Genomic DNA, 17,483 nt, shown 5'->3' on the forward strand with positions numbered 1-17,483 from the left:
CCATTTATCCATACGATGTGTACAACCTGTGCAGAAACGCCTTTGTTATGCCCCGAATGATTTATCCACATGTGGATAGATATCGGGGCTGTTCCCTTTTCAACGGTTATCCCCACAAATTGTGCATACCTCTCCCGTAAATGTGCAAAACGTCGCGCAGTATGGTACGCCTAACGCAAAAAGACCGTCCCCGGAACCAACCGGAAAACAGTCCTTTACGTGTAACAAGCGACATCAGCCAAAGCGCTGGGTTTTGTACCACTTTGTTTCCCTGCGGAGAATTTTGTCCCCGATCAGGGAGATAAATGCCTTCACGGAGATGATCAGGAATAACTGAGCGTACGTGAAGTAGGATATACATGCCACGATAAAATTCCGTGTGTTCAACTGCCCGATATCGGCCGAAAGCGCCAGCGTGATTTGCAGAACATAAATGTAATACATAAGTGCCCAGGCAATCACGAGATATACGTACACGTCTCCGGCAAACTGGAACGGCGAGACGACATCAGGTTTGAATAACGCAACAATCTGATAGATGATGTTGGATACAAAAATGATGTCCGATACGAGAATGGCGATCATGAACCAAAAATAGCTTGCCGCATAATAAAGCACGTGCAGCTTGATTCTCCAACTGGTACGGTCAAACAGGTGTTTCACATTATCGATGACCACCTGGTAGTTGCCTTTGGACCAACGCTGTCTCTGTTTCATGTAAACCTGCAACTGCTCCGGCTCCTGCTGATAAGCCTCGGCACGCGGAGCCAGCGCGATAAGCTGCCCACGCGTGAGCACATCGAAGGAAACCGCCGTATCCTCCGTAATCGCGTCCGGGTCCCAGCCTCCGATTTCCCTGATCAACTGGGATTTGATGATATAGTTGGTTCCGGGAATCGTACCCAGCTTGAACAGTTCCCACAATCCGGTATGGTGGACGCGCTGCACGGTCACAAGCTCGAGATTGATACAATGGGAGAGAAAGTTCTGTCCACGATTGCGGGCTTTGTTCCGGCCAAAAACAGCGCCGTGCTTCTCCGGGTTTTCGAGCGCTTTTTGCACCAGAAATAACAATGCGTTGCGTTCAGGCGCGGCATCGGCATCATATACGCAAATCCATTCGCCCGTGGACATTTGAAGAGCGTCATTCAACGCTCCGGATTTGCCGCCCGCGCCGGTTCGCTCAAGAATCGTGAAATCCCGCTCGGCATAGCTCGTATTGGCCTTCAGTTTTTTCAAGCGTTCGGCCGTATCGTCCGTGCAATTGTCAGCAATGACAATGACCTGCACCTTATGCTCAGGATAATTCAAACGTAGAATATGCTCCACGGTAGACACAATGACAAGCCCTTCGTTATGGGCGGGCACCAACACCGACACCGTTGGAAAGTGATCCATATTCACGGGAATTTCGATGGGTTGTTTTTCCTGGCGATGAATGAATCGAATGGCCCCGGCCATGATGATAATGGCTTCGGTCACTGAGATCCAGATGCTGAGAATGGACAGCAGTAACACGGTATCAGCCATTCATTCTCCTCCGATCATATTTTCTGTTGATCCGTTCCCGGAAACGCAGCGTAGCCACGGTCAGTATAAGGATCGAGATGATAAAAAAACTGCTTACCGCAATGCAAAGCGGGATAAACCAGGATACATAATCCATGGATGATCCTCCCCTTCAGTCTAGATGTATTCTCCAATAAGGTCCGTTTCCGTATTGCGCTCAAGAGCGGCGATTACCGCATCGACATGTTCGTACTTGTCAAACTGCTCTTTTTGGAACACCAATGCCCCGGACTTGATCACGGTTTGCAGCTCGTTTCCTTTTTTGTCGATAAACTGGAGGTTCATCATGGCATCTCTGATTCGCTTTGTCATCTCCGGCAAAAAGTCCGCATTGGTCATCGGACATAAAATAACGAAACGTCCGCGATCCACATAAAACTTATAATCCTCATACCGGATCTGCTTCTGAATCGTATTCGATAGTTCCTGCAAAAATTGGGCATAACGGACGGAGCCGAGCGATTCCTGTACCAGCGACAAAAACTCGATTTTGAACATGGCCATGCTGAAGCCGTATTGGTCCGAGTAACGCTTTGCCAAATTGCTCTGTTTGATGACCGTATCGGCAAAAGCTTCGCGATTTCCCAGCGACGTATCGAGGTCAACCTCGGGATTGCGGTCCTGCAGCTCCTGCAATCGCTCCATCACGCGTGCGCTGCGTACGAGCCCTACCTTGATAAAGGCTGCCACAGCCACGTTAGCCGGAATGAGCAGCCACCAGGAAAACGAGATGACGTTCACATCGGCATACGTTACAAGCCATACAAAATAAGACACCAAATAAATAAATCCAATGACGACAGAGACGCCTACCGGTATGACGAAACCAACGACCAGCGCGCCAAGGGCAGCGATGCTGAATACAACATCAATCAGAGTGTAGCTTTGATTGAGATACAGCTTGAGATAAACGAGCAGCTGTTGAATGACCGCTAACCCGATCAAAATGGCATAACCCCAAGCCATGCGAAGGATGGGCGCTTTGTTTCTCATGGTTCCCTTCTTTCCAGACGTTTTTCCAAACGTTATTTCGCTAATTTATGACACCGTTTGACAATTATATACTAGCATAAACAATCGTAATTGAAATGAAAATTTTTATATACTATTTTCATATACTATTTCAAGAAATGATACATTTTCGTCTCCCCGAGCAAAGCGACAAGGTTATCAAACATATGCGTATTCCCGCCCGAAACGTATCCTCCCGGATAGCGGGAGTCTTGATCCCGCAATTTCACCATCTGTTTGTACAGCTGCTTCGCCCACTTGGGATCGTCTGCCCGAATGGCTAGCTCGATGGCAAGACCGTAAACGGCAGGCGACTCATAAGTAACGGAAGGCGTGCGCTGGGTACGGTTGTATTGGCCCGGAAGGTAGTGCAGCCGGTTCATTTCCTTTTTCAGAAAAGTGATCAGTTTGTCGGGTTTGCGCGGGGTCTCCATCAAATGGTTGGCAATGATCAATTGGTCAATCAAATTTACCGTATCGCTATATGCAAATTGTTTGGTCGATGGATCAAAGGTTTTGGCATAAAACACGCCATCATCAGGCATGCTTTGAAGCAGGCTTTTGTATTTGCCATAGGTCCCCGGCTGCAGCATTTCATGCGACTCCATCGCTTTCAGGGCAGGCAGATCCACATAGACCAGGCTTAATAGATCCGACGAATAACCATTGGAGAAATCATGGAAATCGACATAGTATCCATGCTGCTGCACGGATTCCGTCAACACCCGAGAGATGGCGGCTGCCGTTTGCAGCTTGTCCTCTCTCCCGTCGGCCCACTGGTCGGCTGCGGCCAACAAGGCATTCACGATGCGGAAATCATCGCCAAGCGCATTGGTCGTCACATGCGATGTTCCATCCGCATCCAGCTTCCAGGCTATGTACTTTTGCGGCATGAGAAAATACGTTTTTAACAATGTATAACTCTGCTCAAACATGGCCTGATCATTTTTGGCCACCGCATATTGCATCCACAGGCCGATCGACTCGGACAGTGCTTCACGTCCTGCGACGATATCGGGATTCTCCGAACGCGCGTCCTGCAAATAAGAGGCCAACGTGCCATTGGGATTGGTCATATGATTTTGGATAAACGATGCCGTGGGGGAGTTTTCGTTCATCACGAATCTTTCCTTTAACATAAAAATCACCGCCACCAGCACAACGGTTGCCACCACCAATGCTGGAATCCAGATTCGCCATGTACGTTTCATACTTTCCTCCTGATTCTGAATCTCGTGTGCCGCCTTCTGATCACGAGCATCCCCGAAACAAGTTCGGCGCACGCCCAAGGGATGTAATTCAGCATGTGTAGGCTTCATTCGGTGGAATCCATGTAGGCTCTTCGGCCGCCTTTCTTGACGAACTTCCAATCCACTTCAATATTGTGGCGCATCCGGCGCAGCAATCGGACCGCTGTTTCGATCTCTTCAGGCGTAAATCCGGCAAGCGTAACCTGGTCCGAATGCACGCCTTCCCGGCGAATGAATTCCCAAGCTTCCAGTCCCGCCTCGGTGGGATAAAGCAGCTTGTTCTTTTTATTGCCCTGCTGAGGCTTCTTGACGATAAAACCGTCCGACTCCAGTTTACTGATGGCCCGGGCAGCCGTCGTCCGGTCAACCTTGATCAGCTCGGCCAGCTGATTGGGGATAATGCCGGGATTTTCGCAGATGCGATAAAGATAAAGGTACTGCCCCCGGGACAGGTTCAGGTGCTGAAACTCGATGTTGCTGATGGAATCGAGACAGCGGGCAATCATGCCGATTTCGCGCAAGACCTCTTTCAAGCTCATTCACGCCCTTCTATGCTTTTTGTTGCATTCGCAACATAGTTGGTGTTATAACTAAAACATCTGATTGATGCAACTCACAGGAGACAGACCACGTTTAGCGGTTGTTTTACTTGCAATATCAGGATGCTTTAGCTCCGATGTCGATTCTCGCTGATATTATAACTAAACATCTGATTGATGCAACTCACAGGAGACAGACCACGTTTAGCGGTTGTTTTACTTGCAATATCAGGATGCATAAGCTCCGATGTCGATTCTTGCTGATATTATAACTAAACATCCGATTGATGCAACTCACAGGAGACAGACCACGTTTAGCGGTTGTTTTACTTGCAATATCAGGATGCATACGCTCCGATGTCGATTCTTGCTGATATTTCAGGACAAGTTCAGTGTACCATGCCGAAAAGGGTTATTACCGACCAAAGGGGACATTTTCATGAATACTACGGTGACAGAAGTTCAAAATCAGGAACAATTGGAAGCCTGCTTTGCCATTCGCAAAGCCATTTTCGTTGAAGAACAAGGGGTGCCGGCAGAAGACGAGTTCGACCAGTACGATGCGCTTCATACGGAAGCCCGTCACATCCTTGTACATGTCGATGGGGAGCCTGCCGCCTCGGCCAGACTGCGCGTTGTCGAGCAAACGGCCAAGCTGGAGCGAATCTGTGTTATGATGGAATATCGCAAGCACGGTCTTGGAAGAGTGCTTATCGACAAGCTGGAACAGATGTCCTTGGATCAAGGGCTGGCCAAAGCGAAACTTCACGCTCAGGTACAGGCCTCCGGCTTCTACGAACGACTTGGATACGCCCCGGCTTCGGACGTTTTTCTGGAGGATGGCATTCCGCACTTGCTCATGACCAAAACATTGAATTAGGGCTGTTCGCGAGCGAAATCGCCACAATACGCCCAAAGATAACGCAAAAACGCCTATGCACCTACTTCTACAAAGTGGAGTGCATAGGCGTTTTATTCGCTTTAGTGCCTTTGCAGTAAGCCCGCAGTCACAGCTTCATTGGCATGCGCCCAGACACTACTGCCCCAGCGCCAGTTGACCCGGCTGCTGTTTTTTCATCTGTTTGCTGCGCAGCTGTCCGCAAGCGGCGTCGATATCTGTGCCGTGCTCCATACGCACCGTTGCATTGATGTTGTTTTTCTTCAGCGTATCATAGAATCCGAGAATCGATTCCTCCGTACTTCGCTGATACTGGCTGTGTTCATCGACCGGGTTGTACGGGATCAAGTTCACGCTCACCATGCTCTTCCGGCTGGAAAGCAATTCGGCCAGCTCGGCCGCATGCTCGCGTTGATCATTGACATCGCGCAGCAAAATATATTCGAACATGATGCGTTTGTTCGTCGTTTGCAGGTAATAATCCACGGCGTCCATCAGCTGCTCAATCGGGAACGCACGGTTGATCTTCATGATCCGTGTCCGCAGCTCGTTGTTCGGCGCATGCAATGAAATCGCCAGATTCACCTGCAGGCTGCTGTCGGCAAACTCCTTGATTTTGTCCGGCAGTCCGCTTGTGGAAACGGTAATGCGTTTCGCCGCAAGCGCAAGACCCTTCCGATCCTTGATCACTTCGATAAAATCGGACATGTTCTGGAAGTTGTCGAACGGCTCGCCGATGCCCATCACCACGATATTGGTGACGCGTTCGCCTTTGCCGGCCGCATCCAGATGACGCTGCACGTGCATGACCTGTTCAACGATCTCTCCGGCAGACAAGTCCCGGCTTTTCTTGATCAGGCCGCTCGCGCAGAAGCTGCAGCCGATGTTACAACCCACCTGCGTGGTTACGCAGACGGTCAAGCCGTATTTTTGCCGCATCAAGACCGTTTCAATCAGATTGCCGTCATAAAGGCGGAGCAGAAATTTGACCGTGCCGTCGGCCGACTCCTGCTTCACGTGTTCGCTGACCGAATTCATCGTAAAATGCTCGGCCAGCACGTCAAGACACTCCTGGCGCACATCGGTCATATCCGTAAAATCGCGAGAGCGCTCCTGATATAGATGTTCCCAGATCCGGGAAGCACGGGATTTCTTCTGTCCATGCTCCGGCAGCCAGGAACGCAATTGATCTAAAGTTAATCCATAGATGGATGGTTTGTTCATTATGCTATCCTCTTTTCGCAAAAGCATATGGTCTATTGATGAACCGCAAGCCAAACGTCTTTCGATAAACTTCCTAATATGGAGACAGACTGCGCTTCGCTCAAAAAACCTCTACACCTTATTGTCCCAAAATTGCAAAGGGAACACAAGGCCTTTCGCTTTTCTTCCAAGAGGTTTTATGGTTGGTAAAACTGAACAATACATGTCCAGGGTGCGGGCGAATTGCCCGCCCTTGGTTTTAAAAATGAATGATGCCTGACGTATGCAGCAATACCAGGAACACAAGAACGGGCGCTACATACCGGAGCATGAACAGCCATACTTTGAACCAGCCGGCGTTCAGGCCGGAGGCTTCGGCTGCATTTTTCCAGAAGTAACCCGCAAAAATGGTCACCAGCAATCCGCCAATGGGCAGCAGGATGTTGGAAGCAACGAAGTCCATCCAGCTGAACACGTCCGTGCCATTGATTTTCAGCTCCGGCATAAGTCCCATCGACAATGCGGCCGGAATGCCTACGATAAAGACAGCGAGGGAAAGCACCCAAACGGAGCGGCTGCGGCTCCACGACAGTCTTTCCATAAAGTATTTGACCGGCACCTCCAGCAGCGATACAGCCGAAGTCAACGCCGCAATGGCCAGCAGCACGAAGAACAGTCCGCCGAACAAGAAACCCAGCGGCATCGCCGAGAAAGCCGCAGGCAAAGCGATGAAGATGAGCGATGGCCCTTGGTCAGGCGCAATGCCGAACGAAAACGTCGTCGGGAAGATAATCAGCCCTGCAATGAAGGCATATAACAAGTCACCCGCGCCGACGGCGACGGTAGCCGCTCCAAGGGATTGATTCTTGTCTACATAAGAGCCGTATGTGACCAGGATCCCCATCCCCAGCGACAGGGAGAAGAAGGCATGTCCGAGTGCCACAAGCGCCGATTCGGTCGTTAATTGCGAGAAGTCGGGGTTCAGGAAGAACGATGCTCCCGCTCCTGCTCCAGGCAATGTCAATGCGCGAACCATCAGCACGAGCAACAATACCAGCATCGCCGGAATCAATACTTTGTTGAATTTCTCGATCCCGCCGGATACCCCTTTGGCAACGATCAAACCGGTAATGAGAACAGACACGAGCTGCCAAACGATCGGCAAGTATCCGCCCATAAAGGAACTGAATTGCCCGGCAAAGTCCTGATTGTTGTACAAGGCTCCGCTAAAGGATGTTACCGCGTAATGCAGGGTCCAACCTGCAATGATGAGATAAAACGACAAGATGATGAACGGCGTCAGCACCTGCAGCAATCCTGCAGCCAGCCATCCCTTGCCTCCGCCTGCCTTGATGAAAGCCGTAGCGGCGCTTCCGCGGCCGCTGCGTCCAATCGCAAGCTCAGCCAGCAGAACGGGCAGACCGATCAACAGAAGACAGACGATAAAGAGCAGGAAAAATGCCGCTCCCCCGTTTTCCCCCGTGATATAAGGGAACTTCCACATATTTCCCAAACCCACCGAGCTGCCGATCGCAGCCAGGATGAAACCTGCGCGTGAGAAGCGTTCTCCCTTGCCGGAGCTGTTTGGATCCAAATTGGAATGACCTAAATTCATGTATCTACTCCACCTGTCCTAAATTTATTTCGTTATTATATACTACTCTCCGTGTCAGGTCATTCAAAAAATCGAAATAAGTCAAAATGTTATTTTATTACAATGACTTGGCACAAAAATATGCTGCCTTGCCCTCTATTCAGATTAACCAAATTTGGCCATGATGCGCTTTTTGCGACTCATTTTCTTTTCCACATGGTCAAATACAATCCGTTTCCTCCGGGATCGTGTTTCGTTCTCGGAGAGCAATATGGAGTCTCGTTATGTTCCCTCTTCAAAAGCAGTGTGGGTCAATGTCCTTGCCTTTAAACAACAAGTTGCCGCGAATGTAACCAAACCACAATAAAGAAGGGGCGAACAACCAAAGAGATGGTCGTTTGCCCCCAAGAAGTCAGGTCATACCGTTTTGATTTCAAGCAGCTCGTATTTGATGATGCCCATCGGCGCATTGACGTGAATGACGCTTCCCACTTCTTTGCCCATTAATTCCTTCCCGAGCGGGCTTTCATAGGAAATTTTGTTGTCCGCCACGTCCGCTTCTGCCGGACCGACCAGTTGGTACTCCAGTTTTTCCTTAAACTCGATGTCATTTAATACCACGGTAGAACCGATGCCCACCCGGTCCGAATTCAGGTTGTCGGCCGAAACCACCCGCGCCTTGGTCAGCATCTTCTCCAACTGCAAAATCCGAGTTTCCATAAATGCCTGATCGTCTTTGGCTGAATGATACTCACTATTCTCCTTCAGGTCACCGTAACTGATCGCAAGCTTCAGACGCTCAGCCAATTCCTTGCGCTTGACCGTCTTCAATTCCCTCAGCTCGTCCTCCAGCTTTTGCAAACCTTCCTGCGTCAAAATAACTTCATCATTAGCCATATTTCACATCTCCTAATCGTGCATTCTTCTTCTATTCTAACCTATATCCATTCCAAACGGGTAAAATACCCGTGAAAAAGAATTTAGGCCGTGTAAAACGGAAGGCATTTCCTTAAAGGAAAGCCGCTTCCGTATGCCGAATACAACCGTTAGGTGATGACATATGACAATGACGATGAACATGCATATTCTCTCTGTCCCAGCGGTACTAAACGAAGAACATTGGAACCTGCTTCTCTCTCAAGTCTCTTCCGAACGCCGGGAAAAAGCGGCCCGCTTCGTGCATCGGGTCGATGCGTACCGCTCAGTACTCGGGGAAGTACTCGCAAGGGTCACGCTGGGACAAAAGCTTGGGCTGCGACCGGATGAATTGTCCTTCACGCAGAATGCCTACGGCAAACCGTCCCTGCTGACCCGCGATCCGGATGGCGATGTGCCGTTCAACCTTTCCCATTCCGGCAGCTGGATCGCACTTATCTCAGGCGGCCGGGCTCCGCTTGGCGTGGATGTAGAGCAAATCGCGCCGATCGACATGCACATTGCGGAACGTTTTTTCTCTAAAGAAGAGAACGGCTATTTGGCCACATTGCCTGCAGCGGCTCGGCTGGAAGCCTTTTACCGGTTATGGACGCTTAAAGAAAGCTACATCAAAGCCGTTGGCACAGGGTTGTCCATGCCGCTGGAGTCGTTCTCCATCCTGCCCGACGGAGCCGGGCATTGGCATTGTCCCCAAACCAGGGCGTATCGCTTCTTCAGCCAGCGTCTGGATGACAATCACATGCTGGCAGCCTGCTCGACCGCGGGAGAGCTTCCGCAACAACCGGAGATTGTAACGATGGAAGAAATCCTTGAGGGACTGGTGCGTTGATATGCGCATCGTTCCCCTGGTTCATATTGAACTTCAAATCGTTCCATTGCCGATAGCGAATCAAATTCCTCGTGGCGCGCTTCTCAATTCGCACCCTCGTGTACCATACCAGGCGCGCCCTGTTCGTCACATAGGCTAAGCGGCTTCAGATCGGTCCACTGCTCGGCGATATAGTCCAGGCAAACCCGCCGTTTGGCCTTGCCCAGCATCATCGTCCAGCCCGCCGGAATCTCAATGGATGCCGGCCAGAGCGAATACTGGCCCTCGTCATTCATCAATACCACGTAGTTGCCATCCTCCCGTTCAAACGGGTTCGTCATAGGTGTATCCCCCTTTAAAGCGTATAAAAGCAAATGGATCGGATTCAAAACGCAAGGCTTTGCCCCGCCCGTCCAAGGGGCGAGCGGAGATCCGCTTCGGCTGAACTTAGCCGTCGCTGCGTTTGCCCAGTGCATCGAGTTTGGCCGCGAGTGTGCGGCATATCTCCGTAAGCGGCCCGGGCTGGCACAGGTCCTTGTGCCTGCAATCGATATCGTGGCGCTCCATGCCGCCGCCGACATATTCGTTCCACATCTCGGGATCGATGAGGTCGAACCAATCGGGAATGATGGTGGAACGGAAGAAAAGCAGCTCGCCATCGAAGCGCGACGGCTTGTATTCGCCCAGGATGCGCACGGAATTTTCGTATGTCCTGCGCAGCTTCATGATCGTTTCCTCGTCGAGGCTGGCCAGCGCACTGCCCTCGCTGCGCAATATGCGCATCGCCGTAGACATGTCCAGCGGCGCATCGCCGATGCTGTCCGGATCGTATCCGCCCAGTGCCAGCAAGGCGGTCAGCGCCTCTTCCTCGTCCGGTTCGCCCCGGATCGGCAAGTAATGGCTCGGATACGAATCGAGCATGGCCAGCAGCTCGACTTCCTCTCCCTCGGCCTGCAGCTGCACGGCCATGGCGTGGGCGACATTGCCGCCCAGCGACCAGCCCAACAGGCGATATGGCCCTTGCGGCTGGATGGAACGAACGTGGCGGATGTAATCCGCCGTCATCGCATCCAGCGTGGCCGGCAGGTCTTCGGCTTGGGCGATGCCGCGGGCCTGTAACCCGTAAATCGGAACATCCATGCCAAGATGCTTCATCAACCCGGCATAACACCAGCTAAGTCCCCCGGCAGGATGGATGCAGAACAATGGCGACTGCTCCCCATGTGGTCTGAGCGGCAGCAGCACTTGAAGCGAACCTGTGCCCGATTCGCCATCCATTTTCAGCCGCTCCGCCAAACCTGCCACGGTCGCCGTTTCGAACAGGATGCCGATGCCCGGCTCCTTGCCGAGCGCTTCCCGAATTCGGCTCATAAGACGCACGGCCAGCAGGGAATGCCCGCCCAGTTCGAAGAAGCTGTCGTCGATGCTTACACCGCGAAGGCCCAATACCTCGGCGAACAGGTCGCAAAGAATCTCCTCCTGCGGATTACGCGGTACCCTGCCGCCCGCGGCGAGCTGCATCTCCGGCATCGGCAGGGCTTTGCGGTCCAGCTTGCCGTTCGGCGTCAGCGGGATCGCCTGCATGACAACCACTGCCGACGGCACCATGTAGTCCGGCAAACTTGCCGATGCATGGCGACGCAGCGCAGCCCACTCCGGCGGCGATGCGTTGTCCGCTGCGGGCACGACATACGCGACGAGGCGCTTGTCTCCAGGCTGATCCTCCCGCACGACGACCGCTGCCTGAGCAACGCTCGCATGACGGGCCAGTACAGCCTCAATTTCGCCCAGTTCGATCCGGAAACCGCGAATTTTCACCTGCTGATCCGCGCGGCCCAAATAATCGAGCGAACCGTCATGCAGGCGTTTCGCCAGATCGCCCGTCCGGTACATCCGGGTTCCCGGCGGTCCGTACGGATCCGCGATGAATCGCCCTGCAGTCAACTCGGGCCGGTTCCAATATCCGCGCGCAAGGCCGGCTCCGGCTACATACATCTCACCCGCGACTCCGGTCGGCACCGGTTGCAGCCGCTCATCCAGCACGTACACCCGCAGATCGGGAATCGCACAACCGATCCAGCTGCTTGCCCCTTCGTCCGCGCTGCCCCGATGCAGTTCCTTGTAGCTCACATGTACTGTCGTTTCGGTAATGCCGTACATGTTGATCAGCTTCGGCGCATCGTCGGCATGGCGTGCGTACCAATCGTCCAGCCGTCCCAGTTCCAGCGCCTCGCCGCCGAAAATGACGTAACGCAGCGACAGCTCCCTTCCGATGGCAGGCTCCTCGCGATCCGCCTGCATCAGCTGATAGAAAGCGGACGGCGTCTGGTTCAACACCGTTACCCGCTCTTCGGCGAGCAAACGAAGGAATGCTGCGGGCGAGCGGCTGATTTCGTGCGGAACAACGACAAGGCGTCCGCCGTGCAACAAAGGCCCCCAGATTTCCCAAACGGAGAAATCAAAAGCATAGGAGTGGAACAGGGTCCACGTATCGCTTGCATCGAATTGATACCAATGCTGCGTGGCATCCAACAGCCGAATGACATTGTGCTGGGGTATGACCACGCCTTTTGGTTTGCCTGTCGATCCCGACGTATAAATCATGTAGGCCGGGCTGAACGGCGACATGCGGCCGTTACGCTCGTCGTCAGACACATTACGAGCTGGTTGGGCGTTCAATCGTTCAACAGTTTCCTCATCGTCCATGAGAATGCAGGACACCGACTCGACGTTCGGAAGCAGCGCCCTTACCCCGCCGATGGCAATCAGGACGCGGGGATTCGCGTCGGTCAGCATGTGAATCAGCCGGTCTTCCGGATAATTCGGATCAAGGGGGAGGTACGCGCCCCCTGCCTTCAGAACGGCGAGAATGCCGACCACCATATGGATGGACCGCGGCAGCGCGAGCGCAACCATCTGCTCGGGAGCGACGCCCTCGGCGATCAAAAGCCTCGCGAGCCGGTTGGCACGATCGTTCAGCTCCTGGTATGAGATGTGCTGCTCCCCATGAATCAGCGCGACATGGTCCGGATGAGCGGCCGCCTGCACCTCGAAACGTTCGGCAATGGTCGCTTTTGCTTGCTCCGTTTCATCGATTTGGCTCACCCATTCTTGCTGGAGCGCAGCCCTCTCCTTCGGTGTGATCACCGGGAAGGAGCCGATGGCCGCATCCGCGTGCCATGCGGCATGATCCAGCACTTGCCGCAACCGTACAGCTATTTCTTCTGCCGTGGAGCGGCGGAACAGGTCGGTGCTATACTCCAGCACGCCCGATATGCCAGCTGGCGAGCCGTCATGCCCGCGCTGCTCCGTCAATTCGACCGTCAGATCGAACTTGGATGCGCCAACGCCATGCACCAGCGTTTCTGCCGTAACTCCCGGCAGATCAAGCGGGGTGTCCGGCGTATTTTGGAGCACCAGCATGATTTGGAACAACGGATGTTTGGCGCGGGAACGCGGAGGATTGATTACTTCCACCAGCCGCTCGAACGGCAGATCCTGATGCTCGTATGCCCCCAGATCCACGGTACGCACGCGTTCCAGCAATTCGCGGAACGTTGGGTCACCCAGAGTGCTGGTACGCAGGACAAGTGTGTTGATGAACATGCCGACCACCTCGTCGAGGGCATCGTCGTTCCTGCCGGCGATTGGCGTTCCGATCACGATATCCGTGCCTGCACCCATGCGGGTCAGCAGCACGTTCAAGGCGGCATGCAGCACCATGAACAGGCTGACCTTATTCTCGCGTGCCAATGCCATGAGCTGGCCGTGAAGCTCAGGGCCGATGGCAAACGGAACCGTATCGCCCTCATAGCTGGATACGACCGGACGGGCATAATCGGTAGGCAGCGTCACCTGCTCCGGCAGACCGTCAAGATGATGTTTCCAGTAGTCCAGCTGCCTCGCGATCAGGCTGTCCGCACGCTGTTCGTCGCCAAGCAGCCTGCCCTGCCATGCCGCATAATCGGCATATTGAATGCGCAGCGGGCTCCATGCCGGCGCATGTCCCAGCAGCCTTGCCCGATATGCTTCGGATACGTCCCGCAAGAGCGGCGATAGCGACCAGCCGTCGCCTGCGATATGGTGCAACAGCAGCAGCAGCACATGCTCCTTTGGAGCGATCTTGAATAGCGTTGCGCGGAGGCAGGTTTCCTCCGACAGCTCGAAGCTGTAACGCGAGGCTTGCAGCAGTAAACCTGGCAGCATATCCTCCTTGGCCGAAACGGTCTCAAATCGAATGCGGGTACGCTCGTCGGTTTTCGGCAAAATGCTTTGGCTCGCTGCGCCCAGTTGTCGCGGATATAGCGTTCGCAGCGGCTCATGCCGATCGATGACGTCCTGCAGCGACGCACGCAGGACGGCTTCATTCAGAACGCCCAACAACCGCGCCACAAGCGGGATATTGTAGGTCGGGCTGGGGCCTTCCAGGCAATACATGAACCACAACCTTTGCTGCGCAAAAGACAGCGGAATGCTGCCCTTCCGGGAAATCGGCTGAATGGATGGCCGTGCCGTCTGGGCATGATCTAGCCTTCTTGCCAGGGCGGCCGCCGTCGGAGACTCGAACAGGACGCCGATGTTCAGCTCGACGCCGAATATATCACGCACGCGTGCCGTCACTCTTCCCGCAAGCAGGGAGTGGCCGCCAAGCGCGAAGAAATCGTCGTCGATGCCGACTCGGGCAACGCCAAGCACTTCCGCGAACAGGCTGCAGATCATCTGCTCCTGCGGCGTCCGCGCGTCCCTGCCTTGGGATGGGGACAGGACGGATGGAATTGGCAGGCGTTTGCGGTCGATCTTTTTATTTGGCGTCAGCGGCATTTCAGGCAGCTGCATCCATGCAGCCGGTACCATGTAGTCAGGCAATGCCTCGGCCACGCGGCTGCGCAGCTCGGTCAGTTCCACATGCCCGGAGGCCTCGTCCGCAACGACATAGGCAGCCAGCCGTCGCTGCCCGGGCTGATCCTCTCTCGCCATGACCGTGACCTGGGCGATGCCCGGAATCCTTGCGATCACCGACTCGATCTCGCCAAGCTCGATGCGAAAGCCGCGAATTTTAATCTGATGATCCGCGCGTCCCAAATAATCGATCTGTCCATCGGGAAGCCATCTGGCCAGGTCCCCCGTACGGTACATCCGGCTGCCCGGCAATCCGTACGGATCGGCAACGAAGCGTTCGGCCGTCAGGTCCGGTCTGCCCAGATAACCGCGAGCAAGTCCATCTCCGGCGATGTACAATTCACCGGCTACGCCCGGCGCCACTGGCTGCAGCCCCTGATCCAGCACGTAAAGGCGGGTATTCCCGACCGGACCGCCGATCGACGGTTTGCCGGAATGCTCCGGCTTCATGCGTCCTGCCGTGGAGTAGATCGTCGTTTCGGTTGGGCCGTACTGGTTGTTAACCTGGCAGCCCATCTCCTCCAACGCTTGCTTCAGCTCGGCCGTCAACGCCTCGCCGCCGGTAATGACCGTCAATCCGTCAAATCGTCCGGGACGGCTGTTCACCAGCGACTGCCATAACGTCGGGGTTGCCTGCATGATGGTCGTTCCCTTCTCCCTCATTTGCCGGGCAAGGGCAGCCGGGTCAAGAATCGTTTCCTTTTGCGCCAAATCGAGCCGCGCGCCTGTAACCAGCGGCAGGAACACCTCCATGACCGAGATGTCGAACGCAATCGTGGTAACGCCCATCCAGCGATCATGAGGACCTACCTTCAGGCGAACACGCATGTCCTGAAGCAGGTTGGACAACCCCCGATGGGTCACGGCTACGCCTTTCGGCTTGCCGGTGGAACCGGAGGTATAAATGATGTATGCCGGATTCTCCAACGATGCCGGAGCTGTCCGATCCTCCTGCTCGGGATTACAGTCGGGCTGCTCTTCCAGCTCGGCCTGAACGGCGGGATCATCCAATCGCATGACAGACACTTGCATATCGCGCAAACGGTCTGGCATACTGTGCTCCACCGTGATCAGGCATGCCGGTTCGGCATCGGACAACATGTAGTTCAGCCGATCTATCGGATAATCCGGGTCAAGCGGAAGATAAGCTGCCCCTGTTTTATGAACCGCCAGGATTGCTACGACCACATTCAGCGATCGGGGAAGGGCAATAGCCACGATTTTCTCCGGACCAGCCCCGAAACGGCGGATCAGCGCATGTGCGAGACGGTTGGCCTGTTCGTTCAATTCGGCATACGTCAGCGTATGGCCCTCGCAGGTTACGGCCTCCGCGGAAGGCGTCCGGCGAACCTGCTGCTCGACCATGGCTGCCGAATGCAGCTGGGGAACGCCCTGATCGGTCGCATTCCACCCTTCGAGCACTTGTTTCCGCTCTGCCGGAAGCAGTACATTCAGATTGCCGACCGGCTGGTCTGCGGCGTTTTCTTGAACAATGGTGTCGAGCAAGCGTAAATATCGGAGCTGATGCGACCGCAGCTCCTGCTTGCCATAGATCAACGGATTGGCATCCATATCAACGCGCAGTCCATGACCATGCCCCTGATCCACCACATGGATGGCCAGATCGTCTACGGGCCCTGTCGATAGATTGTGGATCATGCCGGGCTGCCCGGCAAAGTTCAGCTCATGATGGAAAGGCATCACGTTGATCATCGGGCCGAACAATCTGCGATGTTCTCCGAGAAGTCCCAGGTCCCTGCGCAGGTCCTGATGACGATATCGCTGATGCTTGCGCACGTTGCGGATCTCCTGCACGATCTGCTTCAAGAGACTGTCCAGCCGTTGTTCCGGCTCCACGTTCAGGCGAAGCGGCAGCACGTTCATCACCATGCCGGGCACCCGCAAAGCTGACGTTCCCAAACGGCTCATGACAGGCAGCGCCAGAACGACGTCTTGCGTCCCGGTCATGCGGTGTACGTAGACGGCGGCCGCGGCTACGAGCAGATCCGGCCAGGTTACGCCGTACCGCGAAGCCGCGGACTGCAACCGTTCGCGATCCGCGTGGGACAACACGGCACTCTCGCGCAGGAAGCTGTCGGCCGTTCGCGGCGCGCCTTCGCCGAGACTCACGATGTCCGGCGCATCGGCGAACCGTTCCAACCAGAACTGCCGGTCCGGCTCCCTGGCTTCGGATGAATGATAGGCGGCATCCTCGTCCAGAACGGAGCATAGCGGGCCAAAAGAAATTCCAGTCTGCACGGCTTCATCGTTTGCCCTGCCGTCCACCATTGCCGTGTACAGCTGGGCCACCCGCCGTGCAAGGAGCGAGACGCCATAACCGTCGATCGCGATATGGTGCACGCGCTGATACCAGTAATAACAGTCGTCCGAGATGCGAAAGAGCGCCTCCCCGAAAAGCGGACCGACGGCGAGATTGACGGTCTGTTCCATATCCCGTTTCATCCAAGACCATGCCGCCTCGTTCGGTTCCGGTTCGTTCCGTACGTCGATGACATGGAATGGCCATTCCTCTGAGCCGCCGTTTGGCGCCTGCCAGGGTCCCTGCTCATTTTCGCCAAACACCATGTTCAGCGATTCGGCCTCGGCAACCGCCTGACGCAAGCTTGCCTCGAAACAAGCGGCATCCACATGCCCTTGAATCACGACGTATTCGCCGGTGTTGTACATCGGATTATCCGGGTGCAATTGCTGCGCATACCAGATGCCGGCTTGGGCGGAGGACAACGGCATCATGGCATTGCGGCGGGGAGAGAGC

At 54.5% G+C, this 17,483-nt stretch carries 12 protein-coding genes; 2 read left to right on the forward strand and 10 right to left on the reverse strand.

Going from position 1 to position 17,483, the window contains the following annotated elements; all coding sequences use genetic code 11:
• Window positions 1–234: 234 nt before the first annotated feature.
• The 5 genes from SNR34_RS30020 to SNR34_RS30040 form a co-directional block, all read right to left on the reverse strand.
• A complete protein-coding gene (locus tag SNR34_RS30020; protein WP_343261289.1) occupies window positions 235–1,530 on the reverse strand; it encodes a glycosyltransferase family 2 protein in 1,296 nt (431 codons plus the stop codon).
• Window positions 1,523–1,666: a hypothetical protein gene (locus tag SNR34_RS30025; RefSeq protein ID WP_236413438.1), complete on the reverse strand. Its 144-nt coding sequence runs from the start codon at window positions 1,664–1,666 to the stop codon at window positions 1,523–1,525. The genes SNR34_RS30020 and SNR34_RS30025 overlap by 8 nt, the downstream gene beginning before the upstream one ends.
• Before the next feature lie 20 nt (window positions 1,667–1,686).
• Window positions 1,687–2,562, reverse strand: coding sequence for a diguanylate cyclase domain-containing protein (locus SNR34_RS30030; protein WP_236413439.1), 876 nt, complete (start codon window positions 2,560–2,562; stop codon window positions 1,687–1,689).
• 125 nt (window positions 2,563–2,687) lie between these two features.
• Window positions 2,688–3,791 carry a glycosyl hydrolase family 8 gene (locus tag SNR34_RS30035; protein ID WP_486180820.1) on the reverse strand — a complete coding sequence of 368 codons (1,104 nt, stop codon included), beginning with the start codon at window positions 3,789–3,791 and terminating at the stop codon, window positions 2,688–2,690.
• Between the two features lie 104 nt (window positions 3,792–3,895).
• Entirely contained in the window at window positions 3,896–4,363 is a 468-nt protein-coding gene (locus SNR34_RS30040; RefSeq protein WP_236413744.1) for a MarR family winged helix-turn-helix transcriptional regulator, read from the reverse strand.
• A gap of 445 nt (window positions 4,364–4,808) precedes the next feature.
• On the opposite strand from SNR34_RS30040, the gene SNR34_RS30045 reads away from it, so the two are divergent.
• Entirely contained in the window at window positions 4,809–5,249 is a 441-nt protein-coding gene (locus SNR34_RS30045) for a GNAT family N-acetyltransferase (RefSeq protein WP_486180821.1), read from the forward strand.
• Between the two features lie 156 nt (window positions 5,250–5,405).
• Here the strand turns inward: SNR34_RS30045 and rlmN are convergent, their stop codons facing one another.
• The 3 genes from rlmN to greA form a co-directional block, all read right to left on the reverse strand.
• Window positions 5,406–6,491 (reverse strand): dual-specificity RNA methyltransferase RlmN, encoded by a 1,086-nt coding sequence (rlmN, locus tag SNR34_RS30050; protein ID WP_343261292.1) that lies wholly within the window; start codon window positions 6,489–6,491, stop codon window positions 5,406–5,408.
• A gap of 238 nt (window positions 6,492–6,729) precedes the next feature.
• Complete coding sequence (locus SNR34_RS30055) at window positions 6,730–8,085, reverse strand: sodium-dependent transporter (protein WP_236413443.1); 1,356 nt, start codon at window positions 8,083–8,085, stop codon at window positions 6,730–6,732.
• Between the two features lie 396 nt (window positions 8,086–8,481).
• Window positions 8,482–8,961, reverse strand: coding sequence for a transcription elongation factor GreA (gene greA, locus SNR34_RS30060; RefSeq protein ID WP_236413444.1), 480 nt, complete (start codon window positions 8,959–8,961; stop codon window positions 8,482–8,484).
• A 163-nt stretch (window positions 8,962–9,124) separates the two neighbouring features.
• Between greA and SNR34_RS30065 the strand changes: the two genes are divergently transcribed.
• Window positions 9,125–9,829 (forward strand): 4'-phosphopantetheinyl transferase family protein, encoded by a 705-nt coding sequence (locus SNR34_RS30065; RefSeq protein ID WP_236413445.1) that lies wholly within the window; start codon window positions 9,125–9,127, stop codon window positions 9,827–9,829.
• An 83-nt stretch (window positions 9,830–9,912) separates the two neighbouring features.
• On the opposite strand, the gene SNR34_RS30070 is transcribed toward SNR34_RS30065, so the two are convergent.
• Window positions 9,913–10,149 carry an MbtH family protein gene (locus tag SNR34_RS30070; RefSeq protein WP_236413446.1) on the reverse strand — a complete coding sequence of 79 codons (237 nt, stop codon included), beginning with the start codon at window positions 10,147–10,149 and terminating at the stop codon, window positions 9,913–9,915.
• Between the two features lie 106 nt (window positions 10,150–10,255).
• Complete coding sequence (locus SNR34_RS30075; protein ID WP_486182532.1) at window positions 10,256–17,461, reverse strand: amino acid adenylation domain-containing protein; 7,206 nt, start codon at window positions 17,459–17,461, stop codon at window positions 10,256–10,258.
• Between the last annotated feature and the right edge of the window lie 22 nt (window positions 17,462–17,483).

The organism is Paenibacillus sp. XP01 (assembly GCF_057364885.1).

What these genes read in the sequence shown, in the direction of transcription:
- SNR34_RS30075 (WP_486182532.1), bottom strand. Translation starts at nt 17,461, where the DNA reads ATGATGCCGTTGTCCTCCGCCCAAGCCGGCATCTGGTATGCGCAGCAA.
- rlmN (WP_343261292.1), bottom strand. Translation starts at nt 6,491, where the DNA reads ATGAACAAACCATCCATCTATGGATTAACTTTAGATCAATTGCGTTCC.
- SNR34_RS30025 (WP_236413438.1), bottom strand. Translation starts at nt 1,666, where the DNA reads ATGGATTATGTATCCTGGTTTATCCCGCTTTGCATTGCGGTAAGCAGT.
- SNR34_RS30055 (WP_236413443.1), bottom strand. Translation starts at nt 8,085, where the DNA reads ATGAATTTAGGTCATTCCAATTTGGATCCAAACAGCTCCGGCAAGGGA.
- SNR34_RS30035 (WP_486180820.1), bottom strand. Translation starts at nt 3,791, where the DNA reads ATGAAACGTACATGGCGAATCTGGATTCCAGCATTGGTGGTGGCAACC.
- SNR34_RS30020 (WP_343261289.1), bottom strand. Translation starts at nt 1,530, where the DNA reads ATGGCTGATACCGTGTTACTGCTGTCCATTCTCAGCATCTGGATCTCA.
- SNR34_RS30070 (WP_236413446.1), bottom strand. Translation starts at nt 10,149, where the DNA reads ATGACGAACCCGTTTGAACGGGAGGATGGCAACTACGTGGTATTGATG.
- SNR34_RS30030 (WP_236413439.1), bottom strand. Translation starts at nt 2,562, where the DNA reads ATGAGAAACAAAGCGCCCATCCTTCGCATGGCTTGGGGTTATGCCATT.
- SNR34_RS30045 (WP_486180821.1), top strand. Translation starts at nt 4,809, where the DNA reads ATGAATACTACGGTGACAGAAGTTCAAAATCAGGAACAATTGGAAGCC.
- SNR34_RS30065 (WP_236413445.1), top strand. Translation starts at nt 9,125, where the DNA reads ATGACAATGACGATGAACATGCATATTCTCTCTGTCCCAGCGGTACTA.
- greA (WP_236413444.1), bottom strand. Translation starts at nt 8,961, where the DNA reads ATGGCTAATGATGAAGTTATTTTGACGCAGGAAGGTTTGCAAAAGCTG.